Source organism: Shewanella sp. FeAMO (genome assembly GCF_053653955.1).
In genome coordinates, this window is record NZ_CM132201.1 from 1,458,878 (window position 1) to 1,476,648 (window position 17,771).

Consider the following 17,771-nt stretch of genomic DNA (forward strand, 5'->3'; position numbering starts at 1 on the left):
GGATCACTCCTGTAGCAGGAATGATACGTCGGCGCTGCGCCCCTCAAAGTTGGTGGCTATCAGACGCTCGCCTTCCGGGCCTGTTTGCCTGCTGACATATTCCGGCTGCACCGGCATTTTACCCAGACCGCCGACGCCATCGACGATAAAGGTGGGAATTGCCGGGCCGGATACCCAGCCGCGGATGCCATGATAGATTTTCAGCATTCGCTGATAACTGACCTGAAACTTGCTGTTGCCCGGCGCCGGATCCATGGCATAGACGTAATAGGGACGTATGCCTATGGATACCAACTCCATCACCAGCTCCTGCATAGTGTCTATGCTGTCGTTGACGCCTTTGATCAGTACGCTCTGGTTGCCGAGCATGATGCCGGTTTCCCTGAGCATGGCGATATGTTTGCTGAATAAGGGGGTGATTTCTTTGGGGTGGTTCACTTGAGTGTTGATCAGTGTGACTCGGTTACGCTTCAATACCCGGCACAACTCGGGCGTGACCCGGGTGGGAAGCTGCGCCAATAAACGGCTGCCGATACGCAGTATTTTCAGATCCGGTCTGGCCTCTCGGATCATCGACAGAATTTCATCCAGCTTGTCATCAGTGAGCAGCAAAGGATCGCCGCCCGACAGGAGCACGTCCTGCACCTCTGTATGTTGGCGCAGATACTCCACCGAGCGACGGATCCTGTCCATGGAGATCACGTTGAGCGGATCGGACACCATGCGTTTGCGGGTGCAGTGACGGCAATAGGAGCCACAGATGTTATGCACCAGGAACAACACCCGGTTGGGATACCTGTGCACTATCGAGGTGCCTTCTGGCATCATGTCATCTTCCGCCAATTGATCGCCCATTTCATGGGGGGCGACCTCCAACTCATCCTGCTCAGGAACATACTGCAACCGAATCGGGCAGTTGGGATCATCTTTGTCCATCAGCTGGGCTATATAGGGGGTGATCCTGGCGGCAATCACTTCATAAACTTGATCATCGACCGCGCGAATATTGTTGAATACCTGGGATAGTTGCTTGTCATTCTTAAAGCTCAGTGACAAGGTTTCCCGCCAGGAGTGATTGGCAACATCAAACTGCATCAGCGCCTGATGGCTGGAAAATGGCCGCTTCTCTGTGATGACTTTCAGTGGAATAGGATTTTCTTCGCTCTTGTACTTCAGGCTGGTGGCCGACATGGGGATAGTCCTTTTCTGATAATTAACACTCAATAATTAATTTGAGCTCTAATCGTTAGTTATCTAATGATTGCACTATGAGGTTTTTGTATCAACAAAAGATGAGCAATTTGTTGATCTGAAGTTGCATTTGTCGGCGGTGGTATTTTTGAAAATTCCGCTATTGAGTCGATGGGCTATGAGTTTGCAGAGCTTTTCTGATAAGCTGGCGCCTTTCGGCTATTGGTGATTTCAGTAGCCCTTTTCGAACCAGTGTGAGTGGGAAGTATTCATGGAAAAGTATGAGCAGTTATTAATCTCGCTGCGCAAAGTGATCCGCGCCATCGACCTGCATTCCAGGCAGCTCAGTAAGCACTCGGGCCTCACCGGACCGCAGCTTATGGTGATGCAGAAAATCGCTTCCATGGGATCGCCGCTCGCCAAACAGGTGGCGACCGAGATCAATCTGAGTCCTGCCACAGTAACCACCATCATCGACCGTCTGGAAGCCAAGGGCTTGGTTATACGCCAGCGCAGCCAAACCGATAAGCGCAAGGTACACCTGTTGCTGAGCGAGTCCGGTGCTGCCTTGCTGGCACAGGCGCCCAAACCCTTGCAGGAGCACTTTATTAAGCGCTATCAGGCGCTGGAGGCCTGGGAGCAGAGCCAGCTCTTGTCGGCCGTGGAGCGGATTGCCACCATGATGGATGCCGAAGAACTGGATGCCGCCCCCATGCTGTTGGTGGGACAAATTCAGCCGAGCGATGAGCCGGAAGCTGTGACTCCAAAGCAAACCAAGAGCTGAGTTTTCCTCTTTACAAGCGGGTCGCCGTCAGCGACCCCAAGATTGATTTCTGTCTGAACCCCGTTTTCAACCCCTGGTTGCCAATCCCGGCTTTTGTCGGCGATGTCTTGCACTCAATTGGTGAAAGATTGCACAGTCTTGAGTCATTGGGGCAACTCATTTACTTTTGGTGCCTTTTGCGAGACGCTCGCCCAACATCAGGGCGAATTTTCACAAGCTACTGAATTAAAATATTAAATACTTGTCACTTGGCTGACACACCTCTGTCTTATTGCTGTTATTTTGCCCTGGCATGCTATCTGCTCACAGGGAACTTAAGGTGATTGGCGTGGAGTGCTGAGATGGGACTGGAGAAGTTGCTGTATCTGCAAGGGATAGGGGACGGCTTCAGCGACAGCTATGGGCGTTTTTGTCCTACATCTGCCGGCACACGCAAACAGATCCTCAGCGCCATGTGTGGCCCTATACCCGAAGAGGCGAGCGAGCTCTGGATTGAGCGGCGGGTCTATCAGCTCGATGCCGAACCCTGGCAGCAGCTGTTGCCTTCATTTCAGTGGTGCTATCTCGACAGTCTCGGTCTGAGGTTCAGACTCGAGGCGCAGTCTTTGCCATCCAAGGCGCTGCAGCTGACGCTGACGAGTGAACTGGGTGAGGAGTTTGTTGTCAGCTTTTCAGCGGCAGACTGCCCGGTGCGCGGCGATTATCGTATCGGTGAGCGCTGCTATCTTGAGCACGAGCTTAAACTGGACGAGGTTTCCGGCAACTGTGGCATCGCCCCCGGACTTGGCTACCACAGGGTGTCTTTATCTATCATTGAGCGTGAGGGCGATGAGAGGCTGCTTGCTATGGGCACCTTGATGGTGGCGCCAAGGCAGGCCTTCCAAGGCGTACTGCAAAAAAATACGGCGCGGCAAAACGAGCCTCATCGCAGGCCCTGGGGCGTCAGCGTGCAGCTGTTTTCGCTCTGGCAGGAGGATACTCCCGGCCCTGAGGCAATGGGCGACTTTGGAGCCCTGCTGAAGCTGATAACCCAACTGGCCCCCAAGGGGCTGGACTTTATCCTGCTCAACCCCCTGCATGCGCTGGCGCTCACTGAGGATGCCTCCCCAAGTCCCTACAGCCCAATAGACAGACGCCGTCTGCACCCATTGTATATCTCGCCGCCGCTCTGCGCCGAAGGGATGGCAAAAAACTGTGATGCTGAATCTTTTGCCGAGCAAACGGCCTTCAGCCCCTGGCTGGACTATGCCGCTGTCAGCCGTGATAAGTGTGCCCGCCTCAAAGCAATGTGGCAGCGTTTCAACGCTTTGCCCAAGGATGCTCCCAGGCGCCAGGGCTACCAAGGCTTTGTGCGCCGGGAGGGACTGGCGCTGCAGCACTATGCCCGGGAGCAGGCAAGTTTCGCCACCGGAGACTGGCCCGCAGATGCCGGCTTTTATCTCTATCTGCAGTATGTTGCCGAAGAGCAGTTGGCCTTGTGTCAATCCCGCGCCATAGAAGCCGGCATGAGTATCGGCCTTATCCGGGATCTGGCTGTCGGCACAGTTGGCTGCGGCACTGAGGTGAGTCAGCATCAGAGTCAGTTTTGCCAAGGTGCCAGCATAGGGGCGCCGCCGGATGCCTTTGCGCCCCAGGGGCAGAACTGGGGGCTGACGCCTCTGGACCCCGTCGGTCTCAAGCAGGCGGATTTTAGCCACTTTATTGAGTTGCTGCGCACCAACATGCGTCACTGTGGTGCCATTCGGATAGATCACGTGATGTCGCTGTTTCGTCTCTGGTGGTGGCCGGCCGAGGCCGAAAACCAGATTGAAACTGCAGTCGAAACTGAGTCTGGCGAGCCTGAAGGCGCCTATGTCTATTACCCCTTCGATACCCTGCTGGCGATTTTATTGCTGGAGAGCCAGCGTGCCCGCTGCCTGGTGATTGGCGAAGACCTTGGGCTGGTGCCGCCGCAAATCGTAGCGCCGCTTAAGCTTGGCGGGCTGTACTCCAATGAGCTGTTCTATTTTTGCCGTGAGCAGCAGGATTTCCCTGACTTTGGTGGATTTCGGCCGCCAAATGACTACAAGCCAAACGCCATCATGATGCTGAGCAACCATGATGTACCGCCACTAAAAGCCTGGCTGGAAGATGAAGATCTCAGGCTCAGGCGGGAACTTGGCCTGCTGGATGCTGAACAATACGCAAGGGAAAGCGATGACCGCCGCAGGGATATTCAGGCTCTTGAAGTTTGGCTGTCGCAATTTTATCCCTTTGATAACAAGATAAAAGCTGCACTTGCGCCGGACTCTGTCACCTATACCCAAAACTTGATCCATAACCTCGCCGTCACAGTCGCCTCGGGGTGCAGTGCGCTTTTCAGCCTGCCGCTGACAGATCTGCTCGGCGATAAGGTGGCGGTCAATATCCCGGGCACCAGCACTGAGTATCCCAACTGGCGCCGACGTTATTCGTTGGCCGTGGAAAGGCTCAATGATTCCGAGCTGCTGCAAAACCTGCTCAGGGATATCCGCCGGGTGCGCGAGCAAAGATGCAGCGCTGAGCCGGAGCGGCTTCGAGCTCAATCAACAGGAGATGCAGATGAAACAGCAAATCGTCGCCAATGAACCCGCGCCGCACTTTAGTGAGCCAATGCAGGAAAGCCTGGTCCCTGAACTGGACTTTGCCGCTGCCTGCGCTTTGGCCGAAGGGCGCCATGGCGATCCCTTCGCCTGGCTCGGAATGCATCTGGTCGAGCAAAATGGCCGCAGCCGCTTGCTACTGCGCGCCGTGCTGCCCGGCGCCGCCGCCGTCGAGGTGCTGGATGCGAAAACCGGCCGTAAGGTGGCCGAGCTTACCCCTGTCGTTGGCGCCGAGCCCCTGTTCTGTGGCTTTATGGGGCGCAGGGTCAAACCCTTCGAATATAGGCTCCGCATCAGCTATCCCCAGGCGGAGCTGGTGCTGGACGACCCTTACCGCTTTGATGCTTCGCTCGATGAACAGGCATGCTTTCTCTTCAATGAAGGCAGTCTGCTGAAAGGCTGGCAGTTGCTTGGTGCCAATTGGCTCGAGTGCCAGGGCGTAAAAGGTGTACGTTTTTGTGTTTGGGCTCCCAATGCCAAAAGTGTGTCTTTGCTGGGGGATTTTAATCATTGGGACAGACGTCGCCACAGTATGCGCCGCCACCCGGCCTCAGGTCTTTGGGAGCTGTTTTTGCCGCAAGTCCAGGGCGGTGAGCACTATAAATTTTTGCTGCAAACCCAGGATGGCAGCTGGCTGGAAAAGGCCGACCCCTGCGCCAGACAGATGCAAGGTGCGCCCCACAACGCCTCGATAGTGCCGATGGCAGACAGTGATTGGCAATGGCAGGACAGTGATTGGATGGCCGCCAGGGCGCAAAGCGCCTGGCACCGACAGGCGGTCAGTATCTATGAGCTGCATCTGGGATCCTGGCGGCGTAACGGCGAAGGCGGTTTTCTCAGCTACGCAGAGGTGGCCGAACTCTTGGTGCCTTACCTGCAATCTCACGGTTTTACCCATGTGGAATTTATGCCGCTGAGTGAATACCCCTTCGACGGTTCCTGGGGCTATCAACCCGTGGGGCTGTATGCTCCCAGTCATAGGTTTGGCGATCCCGAGGGGCTTAAACTGCTGGTGGATGCCTGCCACAGGGCGGGTATCGGTGTGCTGCTCGACTGGGTGGCGGCACACTTTCCTTCCGACCCCCACGGCCTGGCGTATTTTGATGGCACTTGCCTGTATGAACATGAAGATCCCCGCCGTGGCCGTCATCCCGACTGGGACACCTTGATCTACAACTATGGCCGCAAAGAGGTGCAGAGTTTTCTGCTCAGCAATGCCTGCTATTGGCTGGAGGAGTTTCACTTCGATGGCCTGCGCCTCGATGCCGTGTCCTCCATGCTCTATCTGGATTACAGCCGCGAAGAGGGCCAGTGGCAGGCCAACGAATATGGCGGCCGTGAGAATTTGGAAGCGATAGCCTTTTTGCAGCAGCTCAATACGCGTCTCTACCATGAGTACCCGGGGATCATCATGATAGCCGAAGAGTCCACTGCCTGGGATGGCGTCAGCCGGGATGTCGCTGCCGGCGGCCTGGGATTCGGCTTCAAATGGAATATGGGCTGGATGCACGACACCTTGGATTATCTCACCAAGGAGCCGGTACATCGCAGCTATCACCACGGGCAACTGACTTTTTCCCTCATCTATGCCTATACCGAGCAGTTTATTTTGTCGCTGAGTCACGACGAAGTGGTGCATGGCAAGCGCGCCTTGTTGGAGAAGATCCCCGGCGATGACTGGCAGAAGTTTGCCACGCTGCGGGCATTTTACGGTTTTATGTGGGCTCATCCGGGGAAAAAGCTGCTGTTTATGGGCGGCGAGTTTGGCCAGCGGCGCGAATGGCAACATGACTTCAGCCTCGACTGGCACCTGCTGCAGTATCCGTCTCATCAGGGGCTCAGCGATTGGGTGCGGGACCTTAACCTCTGTTACCGCCGGCAGCCGTCATTGTGGCAGTGTGACGGCGAGCCGCAAGGGTTTCGCTGGCTCGACTGCAACGACTGTCAGCACAGCCTGCTGGCGTTTACGCGTATCGATTCCGACGGCAACATGGTGCTGGTTATCTGTAACTTTACCCCTTGTGTCAGGGAAGGCTATCGACTGGGATTGCCAGAGCCCGGACGTTACCGCGAGCTGCTCAACAGCGACAGCGCATTCTACGGCGGCAGTAATCAAGGCAACGCCGGAGGCATGGAAGCCGAGGAGATCCCCTGGCAGGGCATGCCATATAGCGCGCTGATCCGGGTGCCGCCACTGGCGAGCGTCTATTTCGCCTTGGAGCGTGGCTGATGCAGATGCTTGCAGGCAAACCCTGGCCTCTGGGCTCGACTCTGGTGCATGCAGCCAATGGCGATCCGGAAGGGGTGAATTTTGCGCTGTTTTCGGCTCATGCAACCCGGGTAGAGCTGTGCCTGTTTGAATTCAAAAATGGCCAATGGCAGGAGTCGGGCCGTTTCGAGCTTATGCCGTCCTCGCAACAGGTGTTCCATGGTTTGCTGCAGGGGGCCGGTGAAGGACTCTGCTATGGCTATCGGGTGCATGGCCCTTATCAGCCTCAGGAAGGGCACAGATTCAATCCGGCCAAGCTGCTGCTGGACCCTTACGCCAGAGCCTTTTGTGGTCGCTGGCAGTATGGGCCCTGGCAACTTGGCTATGCCAGAGTCGATGAGCAGGGCCGGCCATTGGCCGCTGTTTGCCATCCGGGGGATGCTGAATCCCCAGTACCAGGGTCCCCGGAGCGGGAGTCCGGCAGTGCCGGAATAGGTGATGACTTATGGGCCAATCCCTGTGACAACGCCTGGGCCATGCCCAAATGCCTAGTGGTAGCCGATACCCGCTTTACCGGCAAGCGCTTACCGGGCGGCCAATGGCGTAATGAAGTGATCTACGAGATGCACCTCAAGGGCTTCACCGCCGCCATGGCAGGGATCCCCCCTGAGCTTCGCGGCACCTTTGCCGGTTTGGCGCACCCGGTGGCGATAGCTTATCTCAAGTCGCTCGGGATCACCTGTGTCGAACTGCTGCCGGTGCACGCCTTTCTGTCCGAGCCTTTCCTGCTGGAGAGCGGTCGCAGTAACTACTGGGGTTATAACAGCATAGGTTTCTTTGCTCCTCATGGTGCATATTCGGCCTCTGACGATGCCATTGGCGAATTCAAGCAGATGGTCTCTGCCCTGCATGATGCCGGTATCAAACTCGTGCTGGATGTGGTCTTCAACCACAGCGCCGAGGGTAACCGCCAGGGGCCGACCGTCAGTTTTCGCGGCTTGGACAATCTCAGCTACTACCGTTTGCATCCGGCAGATAAGCGTTTTTATATCAATGACTCTGGCTGTGGCAACTGCCTGGATATCAGTCATCCAAGAGTCGTACAGCTGCTGATGGACTCGCTGCGTTACTGGGTCGATATCATGGGGGTGGATGGCTTTCGTTTCGATCTGGCCACCAGCCTTGGCCGTGAGATGCAGGGGTTCAGCAATCGCGCCGGATTGTTTGATGCCTTGCTGCAAGACCCTGAACTGCAGCAATGTGTGCTGATAGCCGAGCCCTGGGACATAGGCCCGGGCGGTTATCAGTTGGGGCAGTTCCCCAATCGCTTTGCCGAATGGAACGACAGATATCGCGATACCCTGCGGCGTTTCTGGCGCGGTGATGCCGGGCTCTTGCCCGAGCTTGCCAGGCGCCTTTCCGGCTCCGGCGATCTGTTTGAACACTCGGGGCGCGGCCCACAAAGTTCAATCAACTTTATCTGCAGCCATGATGGTTTCACCCTGAGGGACCTGGTGAGTTATCGCGAGCGGCACAATCAGGCCAACGGCGAAAATAACCGCGACGGTCACCATGAAAACTTCAGTGCCAACCATGGCGTGGAAGGCGAGAGCAAAGATGCCGCCATAAAGGCCTTGAGGGCGCGCCAGAGCCGCAATCTGCTGGCGAGTTTACTGCTCTCCCAGGGCACGCCTATGTTGCTGGCCGGCGATGAGTTCGGCAACTCCCAGAGCGGCAACAACAACGCCTATTGTCAGGACAACCCATTGGGCTGGCTCGATTGGCACAGGGACGATACTGCGCTTGGCGCCTTTGTTCGCCGGCTTATCCATATCCGCCGGGATTGCGGTTTTTATGACAGCGATGACTATGTTCACACCGATGTCCTCCAGGCTCCCAGAGCCCTGGCTTGGTTTGCCGCCTCCGGCGAGGCCATGACCCCCGGCCATTGGGGCGAAGTCCAGTGCCGCAGCTTGCAGTTGATGCAGAGCCGTCAGCTCAATAGGAGCCTTCAGCGGGCAGAGAGCCTTCAGCTGAGCGAGAGCCATCAGCTCAATAAGAGCCGTCAGTTAGATATTAGCCCTCAAGGAGAAAACAAACTTCAGACCGAAGCCCTGCTGATCCTGCTGCATGCCGGTGACAGCAACAGCCATTTTTGTCTGCCAGCTCCGCCGCCCGGAGCCGGTGAGCAGTGGCAGCTGCTGCTTTCCAGCGAAGCCGGACGGGATGAACTGCAATCCTGCTATCCCACAGCTTCATCTTTCGCCGTTGCCGCCTTCAGCTTTCAGCTGCTGGCTGCAGGTGGCCGTTATCTGTCGTCCTCAGCCAAAGGAGCCAGCCATGACTGATACTTCAAGGAATAGAGTCAAGAGCCGCAGTAAGAGCCAATCGACAACAGCATCAAAAGCCGCATCGCCAATAGCGCCCGCTACTCAACAAGCCCCAGGCCATCTGGCGCACCAATACTGCGAGCCCTGTGATTCACTGCCGGCGGCCTTTGCCAGACAGCTGAGATACGATCTTAACCGCAATGAGCGCAGGCCACAGGAGCTCTATCAGGCGTTGGCCCTGAGCGTCAAAGAGCAGCTGTTGGACGATTGGTGCGCCAGTCGCAGCCAGGACGCTTTGTACCAGCGCAAACAGGTGGCTTATCTGTCGCTGGAGTTTTTGATGGGCCGAAGCCTGGGCAACGCCTTGCTCAATCTGGACCTGACCGACGAATGCCGGGAGATGCTGCAAGGCTATGCGGTAGCGCTTGAAACCCTGCAACAGCAAGAGCATGACGCCGGTCTGGGAAATGGCGGTCTCGGGCGGCTGGCGGCTTGCTTTATGGACAGCTGCGCCAGTCTCGGACTGGCGGTCACTGGCTATGGCATTCGTTATGAGTACGGCATGTTTGCCCAGCAGATAGTCGATGGTTACCAGCAGGAGCAGCCGGACCGCTGGCTCAGGGATGGCAATCCCTGGGAAGTGCGGGCCTCACAGCACAATGTGACCGTGCCTTTCTTCGGTCATGTGCAGAGCCATGTCGACCGCGATGGCCGCCGGCACAGGGCCTGGATGGATACCCAGGATGTACTGGCGGTTGCCTATGATATGCCGGTGCCGGGTTATCGCAACGGCCGGGTCAACACCCTGAGGCTTTGGAAGGCCGAGGCCACGGATGAGTTTGACCTTGCCGAGTTCAACCAGGGTGATTACACCGAAGCCGTGGCGGCGAAGAATCTGGCCGAGCAGATAACCATGGTGTTGTACCCCAATGACAGCAGTGAAAACGGCAAAGAGTTGCGGCTGCGGCAGCAGTATTTCCTGTCCTCTGCCAGTTTGCAGGATCTGTTGACGACCTGGGTTGCCAACAAAGGCCGGGACTTCAGTGAGTTTGCCAAGTTTCATGTGCTGCAGCTCAATGATACCCATCCGGCGATTGCGGTTCCCGAGTTGATGCGCCTGCTTATCGATGAATATCAGCTGGAGTGGCAAGCCGCCTGGGACATAGTCAGCCACTGCATGGCCTACACCAACCATACCTTGTTGCCGGAGGCGCTGGAGCGCTGGCCGGTGCGCATGTTCGCCCAGATGCTGCCACGTATTCTGGAGATCATCTATGAAATCAACGCCAGATACCTGGAGTTGGTGGCGCATCACTGGCCCGGCGATGTGTCACGTCTGCGGCAGATGTCTATCATAGAAGAGGGGGATGAGCCCCATATCCGTATGGCTTATCTGGCAATAGTGGCCAGCTTTTCGGTCAATGGCGTGGCGGCGCTGCACTCAAGGCTGTTGACCACAGGGCTGTTTCGGGACTTTTACGAGCTCTGGCCGCATAAGTTCAACAACCGTACCAATGGCGTGACTCCCAGGCGCTGGCTGGCTCACTGTAACCCCCGTTTGGCTGCGCTCATCAGCAGCCGCCTGGGGCAGGATTGGCTGAGCGACCTAAGATGCCTGACTGCCCTCAACGCCTTTACCTCGGACAAGCCATTTATTGCCGCCTGGCGCGAGGTGAAGCAGGCCAATAAACAGGCATTGGCCGAGCTGGTGGCGCAGCGCTGCCAGGTGAACTTCGACCCCTCCATGATGTTTGATGTGCAGGTTAAGAGGATCCACGAATATAAGCGGCAACTGCTGAATATCATGCATGTGATCCATCTCTATCAGCGGATTGTCAGTGGCGATACCCAGGGGATGCAGCCACGCTGCGTCTTGATTGGCGGCAAGGCGGCGCCCGGTTATGCCATGGCGAAACTGGTGATCAAACTGGCCAACAATGTGGCTCATATGGTCAATGAGGATCCCAGAGTCAGTCCCTGGTTAAGGTTTGCCTTTTTGCCCGACTATAATGTCAGCGCCATGGAGGTGATCTGTCCGGGTACGGATTTGTCAGAGCAGATATCCACCGCCGGCAAGGAAGCCTCGGGCACAGGCAATATGAAGTTCATGATGAATGGCGCCCTGACCATAGGCACTCTGGATGGTGCCAATATCGAGATGCTCGAAGAGGTAGGTGAAGACAACTTCTTTCTGTTTGGCCTCAATGCCCTGGCGGTGGAGGAACTCAAGGCGCACTACTGCCCGGCGCAATATATAGCGTCCTCAGCGGCGCTCGGCGGCGTAATGACGCTGCTCAAAAGTGGTCACTTTAATCTGCAGGAACCGGGGATCTTCGACCCCATCATAGCCGCCATTGAGTCGCCCCAAGATCCCTGGATGCTGGCGGCCGACTTTGAAACCTACCGTCTGGCCCAGCTGCAAGCCGCCAAGGCTTATCAGGACCCTCAGCGCTGGACCGCCATGAGTATTCGCAACACCGCGGTCAGTGGCCGCTTCTCCAGCGATGTCACCATAGCCGGTTATCGCGACCATATCTGGGGCGCGCAGTGAGCGCCTTTTTCTGTTAATTGGGAGCACGCTTTTATGCCGAATCCGAGTCCGCGTTATATCAGTAACCTTACCCGTGAAACCTATGCCCTGATCCTGGCCGGAGGCCGGGGTTCCCGCCTCCATGAGCTGACCGATTGGCGGGCCAAGCCGGCGCTCTATTTTGGCGGCAAGTTCAGGATCATCGACTTTCCGCTGTCCAACTGCATCAACTCGGGGATCCGCCGGGTAGGGGTGGTGACCCAGTACAAGTCCCATTCGCTTATCCGCCACGTGACCCGCGGCTGGGGGCATTTCAAAAAGGAGTTGGGGGAGTCGGTGGAGATATTGCCGGCGTCCCAACGTTATTCGGACAACTGGTATCAGGGCACGGCCGATGCTGTGTTTCAGAACATAGACATCATACGTCACGAGCTGCCGCGCTATGTGATGGTGCTTTCGGGCGATCATATCTACCGCATGGATTACGCCGGTCTGCTGGCCGCTCATGCCGAGTCCGGCGCCGATATGACGGTTTCCTGTATGGAGGTGCCGGTGGCCGAAGCGGCCAACGCCTTTGGGGTGATGGAGGTGGACAGCAGCAACCGTATTCTGGGGTTTGAAGAGAAACCGGTCGAACCCAAGCCCTTGCCGGATAACCCAGAATCCTGCCTGGCATCCATGGGCAACTATGTGTTCAACACAGAGTTTCTGTTTGAACAGCTGAAAAAAGATGCCCAGAATGCCGATTCCAACCGGGATTTCGGTAAGGACATTATCCCGGCCATCATAGAAAAGCACCGGGTCTATGCCTATCCGTTTCGCAGCGCCTTTCCCAACGAGCAGGCCTACTGGCGCGATGTGGGAACTCTGGATTCTTTCTGGCAAGCCAATATGGAACTGCTGTCGCCGACGCCGGCGCTCAATCTCTATGATGCCAAATGGCCCATCTGGACCTATCAGGAACAACTGCCGCCGGCCAAGTTTGTATTTGACGATGATGACAGGCGCGGTATGGCGCTGGACTCTGTGGTTTCCAGCGGTTGCATTATCTCAGGTGCCACTGTGCGCCACTGTGTCCTCTTCAATGAGGTCAGGGTTTGTTCTTACTCAGAGGTGGAAGACTCGGTGATCCTGCCCGATGTGGTGGTGTTGCGTCATTGCCGCATTCGCAAGGCTATCATAGATCGGGGCTGCATTATCCCCGAGGGGATGGAGATAGGCTTTAACCATGACCACGACAGGGCCAAGGGTTTTCGGGTCTCGGAAAACGGCGTAGTGCTGGTAACCCGCGACATGTTGGGACTGCCTGTGGGGTACGAATAATGGCGGCGAAAGCAAAACTGCAGGTGTTGATGTTGGCAGCGGAAAACGCTGCCCTGGCCGGTGCCAAAGTCGGCGGTATGGCAGATGTGCTGGCAGAGTTGCCTCCGGCGCTGCAAAGCCAAGGCGTGGCGGCGCATATCATAATGCCGGACTATGGCTTTTTGGCCAAGGAGCAGGGGGCTGATTTTCTGTGCGAGTTTGAATTTGCTTTCGGCGCAGGCACCACCCGGGCGCGGCTGTATCGTATCGCCAATCCGGCGGTTCAGCCAGGCTCCCAGGGGGTGTGGATCTATCTTCTGGCTCATGAAGGTTTTTGCGGCGTTAAGCGTGAAGTCTACAGCCTTGATGGCCCTGAGCGCCCCTTTGCCACAGATGCAGGCAAGTTTGCCCTCTTCGGCGCTGCAGTGGCGGCGGCGCTGAAACAGGGATTACTGCCGCTGCCGGACAGGTTTCACCTGCACGACTGGCACTGCGGCGGTTTTGCCATGTTAAGAGCACTGGATCCCGCCTATCGTGGCCTATCAAAAGTGCCCTGTGTTCTCAGTATCCACAATCTGGCGATGCAGGGTGTGCGGCCGCTTGCCGGCGAGGCATCTTCCCTGGCGGCCTGGTATCCCTGGCTGTTGGCCGAAGGGGTAAACTCCAAACTGCAACTGGCGCTGGATACCCGCTACCCCGGGTGCATCAATCCGCTGCGGGCGGCGATTCAATTCAGTGATGTTATCCATCTGGTCTCGGCGACTTATGCCAAGGAAGTGCTGCGTCCGTCACAGCCAGAGCTGGGTTTCTTTGGCGGCGAGGGATTGGAGGCTGACCTGCAGGTCAAAGCCAAGCTTGGCCAGGTGTTCGGCATTCTCAACGGCTGTGACTATCAAAAAGGACTACCGCTCACTGCCTGCAAGCGGCGGCAACTCAAGTTGCAACTGCCCAAGATAGCCACAGAGGCATTATTGAGTAAACTCGGGCGCAGCGATGCAGTGACGCCGGCAGATATGATTGCCCAAATCCGCTTGGGCCAGATATCGGAGTCACCGGGAATGCTGCTGACCTCGGTTGGCAGGCTCACTGAGCAGAAGTTACTCTTGCTGTGTCATCCCTGGCAGGGCAAGACAGTGCTGGAAGAGCTGTTGCTAAGGCTGGCGCAGTTCAGCGACAGCGCCTGTTTTTGGCTGCTCGGCAGCGGCGATGAGCAGATAGCGGCACTCTTTGGCCGCATCGCCGCGAGCAACAGCAATTTTCGCTTTATCAATGGTTATCATCAGGAGCAGGCCGATGCCCTCTATCAATGCGGCGATCTGTTTGTGATGCCAAGCTCCTTCGAGCCTTGCGGTATCAGCCAGATGCTGGCTTTGAGAGCAGGCCAACCCTGCTTGGTGCATGCCACAGGCGGACTGGCCGATACCATCAGCGACGGTGACAATGGCTTGGTATTCTCGGGGGGCGGGCTGGATGAACAGGCCAAGGCGCTGCTCGACGCTCTGTCCCGGGCCTTGGAGCTCTATTCCACAGCCAACTGGAATGCCCTTAGAAAAAGAGCCTCCGCCAGCCGCTTTTCTTGGCAAGACAGCGCAAGGCTTTATCTGACGCAACTCTACCAGGTGGAAAGTTACAGCAAGGATGAGCGGCGCCCAGTGGAAAGCGCCATAAATTAGTCAGGTTTCCGAAGGTGCTCTGCTACACTAGACCTGTAGATTTCTTCTTTGTTATTCACAGGCTTGGGGGCAGATGGAGCAGAGCATTTTCCTTCCTTTGGCACAAAATGCCGCATTTTTGCTGGCATTGGTGTTTATTTATGATGCTATTCCCAGACAGCAGCAGCGGGAGTACTTTCTGCTGTGGCGTTTGTTGATTGGCGTCATTATCGGTGGCATCTGTATTGCGGTGATGCTTACCCCCTGGAGCTATGAGCCGGGGATCTTCTTCGATAGTCGCTCCGTACTTTTAAGTATCTCAGGCCTGTTTTTCGGCGGACTGCCGACCATAATCGCCTGCGTGATTACCGCCGCTTTTCGCATCTATCTCGGTGGCGGTGCTGTTTGGGTCGGTGTCGGAGTGATCTTCTCCAGCGGCTTGATAGGCCTGTTGTGGCGCAAACGGCGCAAGCAATCCCTCGCCGATATAGGCTACCCGGAGCTGGCCGGCTTTTCCCTGTTGGTACATCTGGTGATGCTGGTCTGGATGTTACTGCTGCCCTGGGAAACCGCCAAAGGGGTGCTTGCCAGTATCAGTTTGCCTGTGCTGACCTTGTTCCCACTCACCAATGTGTTGCTGGGGCGCTTGCTGTCGAGGCGGCTGGAATTTGAGCGCGACAACCGCATTCGGCTGCAGGATGACTTTCTGTTTCGCTCCCAGTTCCATGTGGGCAACATAGGGATTTCCATCACCTCGCCGGATCAACGCTGGCTCAAGATAAACCCCCACATGTGCCAAATGTTGGGTTATACAGAGCAGGAGTTGTCGCAACTGACCTGGTCTGAGCTGACCCACCCGGATGATCTGCCCGCCGATATGGCGCAATTCAGGCGGATGCTGGATGGTGAAATCGACGAATATGAGATGGAAAAACGCTTCGTCTCCAAGCAGGGGCAGTATGTCTATACCCATATGACAGTGGCCTGTCAGCGCCATCATCAGCAGGTACAGTTGGTGATAGCCGGCTATATCGATATTACCTCGGCCAAGTTGGCCGAGCAGGCGATTGCCGCCAGTCGCGATCAGTTGGAGCTGGTGCTGCAAAGCGGTCAACTCGGCTTCTGGGACTGGGACCCAGTCAAGGATACCGTAGTGCGCAACAAACGCAGCGCCGAAATTCTTGGCTGTTCCCTTAACAATCTCAACGACAACAAACGCCTGTGGTTAGATGGTATTCATCCCAAGGACAGGGCCTGGGTACTGCGCTCTTTGGATGAGCATCTGGCGGGCAAAACCGAGCAACACAAGGTGCAGTACCGGCTGATCCGTCCGGACGGCGAACTGCGCTGGGTGCAGGATACCGGCAAGGTGGTCAGTCGTGACGAGAAGGGCAGGCCGCTCAGGGTTTGCGGCGTGCATGTGGATATTACCGAGCAAAAACAGCTGGAAGCCTCACTCAAGATGGCGGCTTCCGTCTATGAAAACTCCAGCGAGGCGATGAGCGTGCTGGATGATGTCGGCACCATAATGACGGTCAATTCGGCGTTCAGCGCCATCACAGGGTATCAGCCACAAGATGTGCTGGGCAGTAACATAGATATGCTCAAGTGCGACGACCACGATGAGAGGTTTTACCGTGAGCTGAATCATGATCTCAGCCACAAGGGGCGCTGGCAGGGAGAGATGTGGCTGCGCTGCAGTGATGGCCGCAAGATAATGATTTGGCTCAGCATCAATACCATTCACAGCACGGATGATACCCCACTGAGAAGGGTGGCGTTGTTTTCCGATATCACCGACAAGAAGCAGAATGAACGTCTTATCTGGCGTCAGGCCAACTATGATGCCCTGACAGGTTTGCCGAACCGGCGCATGTTCACCGAGCATCTTGGCAATGAAATCCGTAAGGCCAAGCGCCATGGCCATGGTTTTGCGCTGCTGTTTCTGGATCTGGATTTCTTCAAAGAGGTCAATGATACCCTCGGCCATGACATGGGTGACTTACTGCTGGTGGAAACTTCGGAGCGGCTGCAGGCCTGTGTGCGTGAGTCCGACGTGGTGGCCAGACTCGGCGGCGATGAGTTCACCTTGCTGCTCTCGGATGTGCAGGATCATAACGGGGTCGAGCGGGTTGCCAACCATATTCTCAGCAGTCTGGCCGAGCCCTTCAAGTTGGGCGATGAAACTGCCTTTATCAGCGCCAGTATCGGCATTACCCTGTATCCCGATGATGGCCAGACAGTGGAGTTGTTGCTTAAACATGCGGATCAGGCCATGTATGCCGCCAAAGATCAGGGCCGCAACCGTTTCAACTATTTCACCGCCTCTATGCAGGAATACGCCAGATACAGGATGCGGCTTATTCAGGATTTGCGTCAGGCATTGGAGCGGCACGAATTCGAACTCAGGTTCCAACCCATAGTCGAGCTGGGCAGCGGTAAGGTGTTCAAGGCCGAAGCCTTGCTGCGCTGGAATCACAGTGAGCGCGGCAGTGTCTCGCCGGCTGAGTTTATTCCGGTGGCAGAAGACACTGGGCTTATCTTTGAAATCGGTAACTGGGTGTTTGAGCAGGCGGCGCGTCAGAGTGCCGCCTGGCGCGAGGCTTATGGGAGCGAGGTGCAGATCAGTATCAACAAGTCGCCAATCCAGTTTCGCGACGAAGGCAACCGCTTTGCCGAGTGGCTTGAGCTGCTGACAAGTCTGGGTGTCTCTGGCTCGGGGATCTGTATAGAGATAACTGAAGGCCTGTTGCTGGATGCCAATATGGGAGTGACCGAAAAGCTGTTGGCCTATAGGGATGCCGGCATTCAGGTGTCTCTGGATGACTTTGGCACCGGCTATTCCTCCCTGGCTTATCTGAAGCGGTTTGATATCGACTATCTCAAGATAGATCAATCCTTTACCCGTAATTTGGAAACGGATGAGAGTGACTTGACCCTCTGTGAAGCCATCATAGTCATGGCACACAAGTTGGGGATGAAGGTGATAGCCGAAGGGGTGGAGACAGCCGGTCAGGCCGAGATCTTGACCCGCATAGGCTGCGACTATGCCCAGGGTTACCTCTACTCCCAGGCGTTGGATATCGAAGGCTTTGAGCAAAAGTATCTTGGCAAGCATTAGGTCATAGGTGGTGGAAATGCCAACTGATAAC

At 56.3% G+C, this 17,771-nt stretch carries 9 protein-coding genes; 8 read left to right on the forward strand and 1 reads right to left on the reverse strand.

Annotated elements, in window-relative coordinates:
* Positions 1 to 3 precede the first annotated feature (3 nt).
* On the reverse strand, positions 4 to 1,191 hold the full coding sequence (locus tag ACWAU4_RS06635; protein ID WP_144132381.1) for a KamA family radical SAM protein: 1,188 nt from the start codon (positions 1,189 to 1,191) through the stop codon (positions 4 to 6).
* Between the two features lie 271 nt (positions 1,192 to 1,462).
* On the opposite strand from ACWAU4_RS06635, the gene ACWAU4_RS06640 reads away from it, so the two are divergent.
* From ACWAU4_RS06640 to ACWAU4_RS06675, 8 genes are all read left to right on the forward strand, one after another.
* Positions 1,463 to 1,975: a MarR family winged helix-turn-helix transcriptional regulator gene (locus ACWAU4_RS06640; RefSeq protein WP_025011422.1), complete on the forward strand. Its 513-nt coding sequence runs from the start codon at positions 1,463 to 1,465 to the stop codon at positions 1,973 to 1,975.
* Between the two features lie 341 nt (positions 1,976 to 2,316).
* A complete protein-coding gene (malQ, locus tag ACWAU4_RS06645; protein ID WP_208125638.1) occupies positions 2,317 to 4,581 on the forward strand; it encodes a 4-alpha-glucanotransferase in 2,265 nt (754 codons plus the stop codon).
* 25 nt (positions 4,582 to 4,606) lie between these two features.
* Positions 4,607 to 6,826 (forward strand): 1,4-alpha-glucan branching protein GlgB, encoded by a 2,220-nt coding sequence (gene glgB, locus ACWAU4_RS06650; RefSeq protein WP_208126121.1) that lies wholly within the window; start codon positions 4,607 to 4,609, stop codon positions 6,824 to 6,826.
* Positions 6,826 to 9,153, forward strand: a complete 2,328-nt coding sequence (gene glgX / locus ACWAU4_RS06655; RefSeq protein WP_208125639.1) for a glycogen debranching protein GlgX — start codon at positions 6,826 to 6,828, stop codon at positions 9,151 to 9,153. The genes glgB and glgX overlap by 1 nt, the downstream gene beginning before the upstream one ends.
* On the forward strand, positions 9,146 to 11,686 hold the full coding sequence (locus tag ACWAU4_RS06660; protein ID WP_454290507.1) for a glycogen/starch/alpha-glucan phosphorylase: 2,541 nt from the start codon (positions 9,146 to 9,148) through the stop codon (positions 11,684 to 11,686). Before glgX ends, ACWAU4_RS06660 begins: the two co-directional genes overlap by 8 nt.
* A gap of 33 nt (positions 11,687 to 11,719) precedes the next feature.
* Positions 11,720 to 12,988 carry a glucose-1-phosphate adenylyltransferase gene (glgC, locus tag ACWAU4_RS06665; RefSeq protein ID WP_025011424.1) on the forward strand — a complete coding sequence of 423 codons (1,269 nt, stop codon included), beginning with the start codon at positions 11,720 to 11,722 and terminating at the stop codon, positions 12,986 to 12,988.
* Positions 12,988 to 14,640, forward strand: coding sequence for a glycogen synthase (locus ACWAU4_RS06670; protein ID WP_243890833.1), 1,653 nt, complete (start codon positions 12,988 to 12,990; stop codon positions 14,638 to 14,640). Before glgC ends, ACWAU4_RS06670 begins: the two co-directional genes overlap by 1 nt.
* A gap of 73 nt (positions 14,641 to 14,713) precedes the next feature.
* A complete protein-coding gene (locus ACWAU4_RS06675; RefSeq protein ID WP_454290508.1) occupies positions 14,714 to 17,740 on the forward strand; it encodes an EAL domain-containing protein in 3,027 nt (1,008 codons plus the stop codon).
* Positions 17,741 to 17,771: the final 31 nt, after the last annotated feature.

Excerpts from the sequence above, each read along its gene's own strand:
- glgB (WP_208126121.1), top strand. The coding sequence starts at position 4,607 with ATGCAGGAAAGCCTGGTCCCTGAACTGGACTTTGCCGCTGCCTGCGCT.
- ACWAU4_RS06640 (WP_025011422.1), top strand. The coding sequence starts at position 1,463 with ATGGAAAAGTATGAGCAGTTATTAATCTCGCTGCGCAAAGTGATCCGC.
- glgX (WP_208125639.1), top strand. The coding sequence starts at position 6,826 with ATGCAGATGCTTGCAGGCAAACCCTGGCCTCTGGGCTCGACTCTGGTG.
- ACWAU4_RS06635 (WP_144132381.1), bottom strand. The coding sequence starts at position 1,191 with ATGTCGGCCACCAGCCTGAAGTACAAGAGCGAAGAAAATCCTATTCCA.
- glgC (WP_025011424.1), top strand. The coding sequence starts at position 11,720 with ATGCCGAATCCGAGTCCGCGTTATATCAGTAACCTTACCCGTGAAACC.
- ACWAU4_RS06670 (WP_243890833.1), top strand. The coding sequence starts at position 12,988 with ATGGCGGCGAAAGCAAAACTGCAGGTGTTGATGTTGGCAGCGGAAAAC.
- malQ (WP_208125638.1), top strand. The coding sequence starts at position 2,317 with ATGGGACTGGAGAAGTTGCTGTATCTGCAAGGGATAGGGGACGGCTTC.
- ACWAU4_RS06675 (WP_454290508.1), top strand. The coding sequence starts at position 14,714 with ATGGAGCAGAGCATTTTCCTTCCTTTGGCACAAAATGCCGCATTTTTG.
- ACWAU4_RS06660 (WP_454290507.1), top strand. The coding sequence starts at position 9,146 with ATGACTGATACTTCAAGGAATAGAGTCAAGAGCCGCAGTAAGAGCCAA.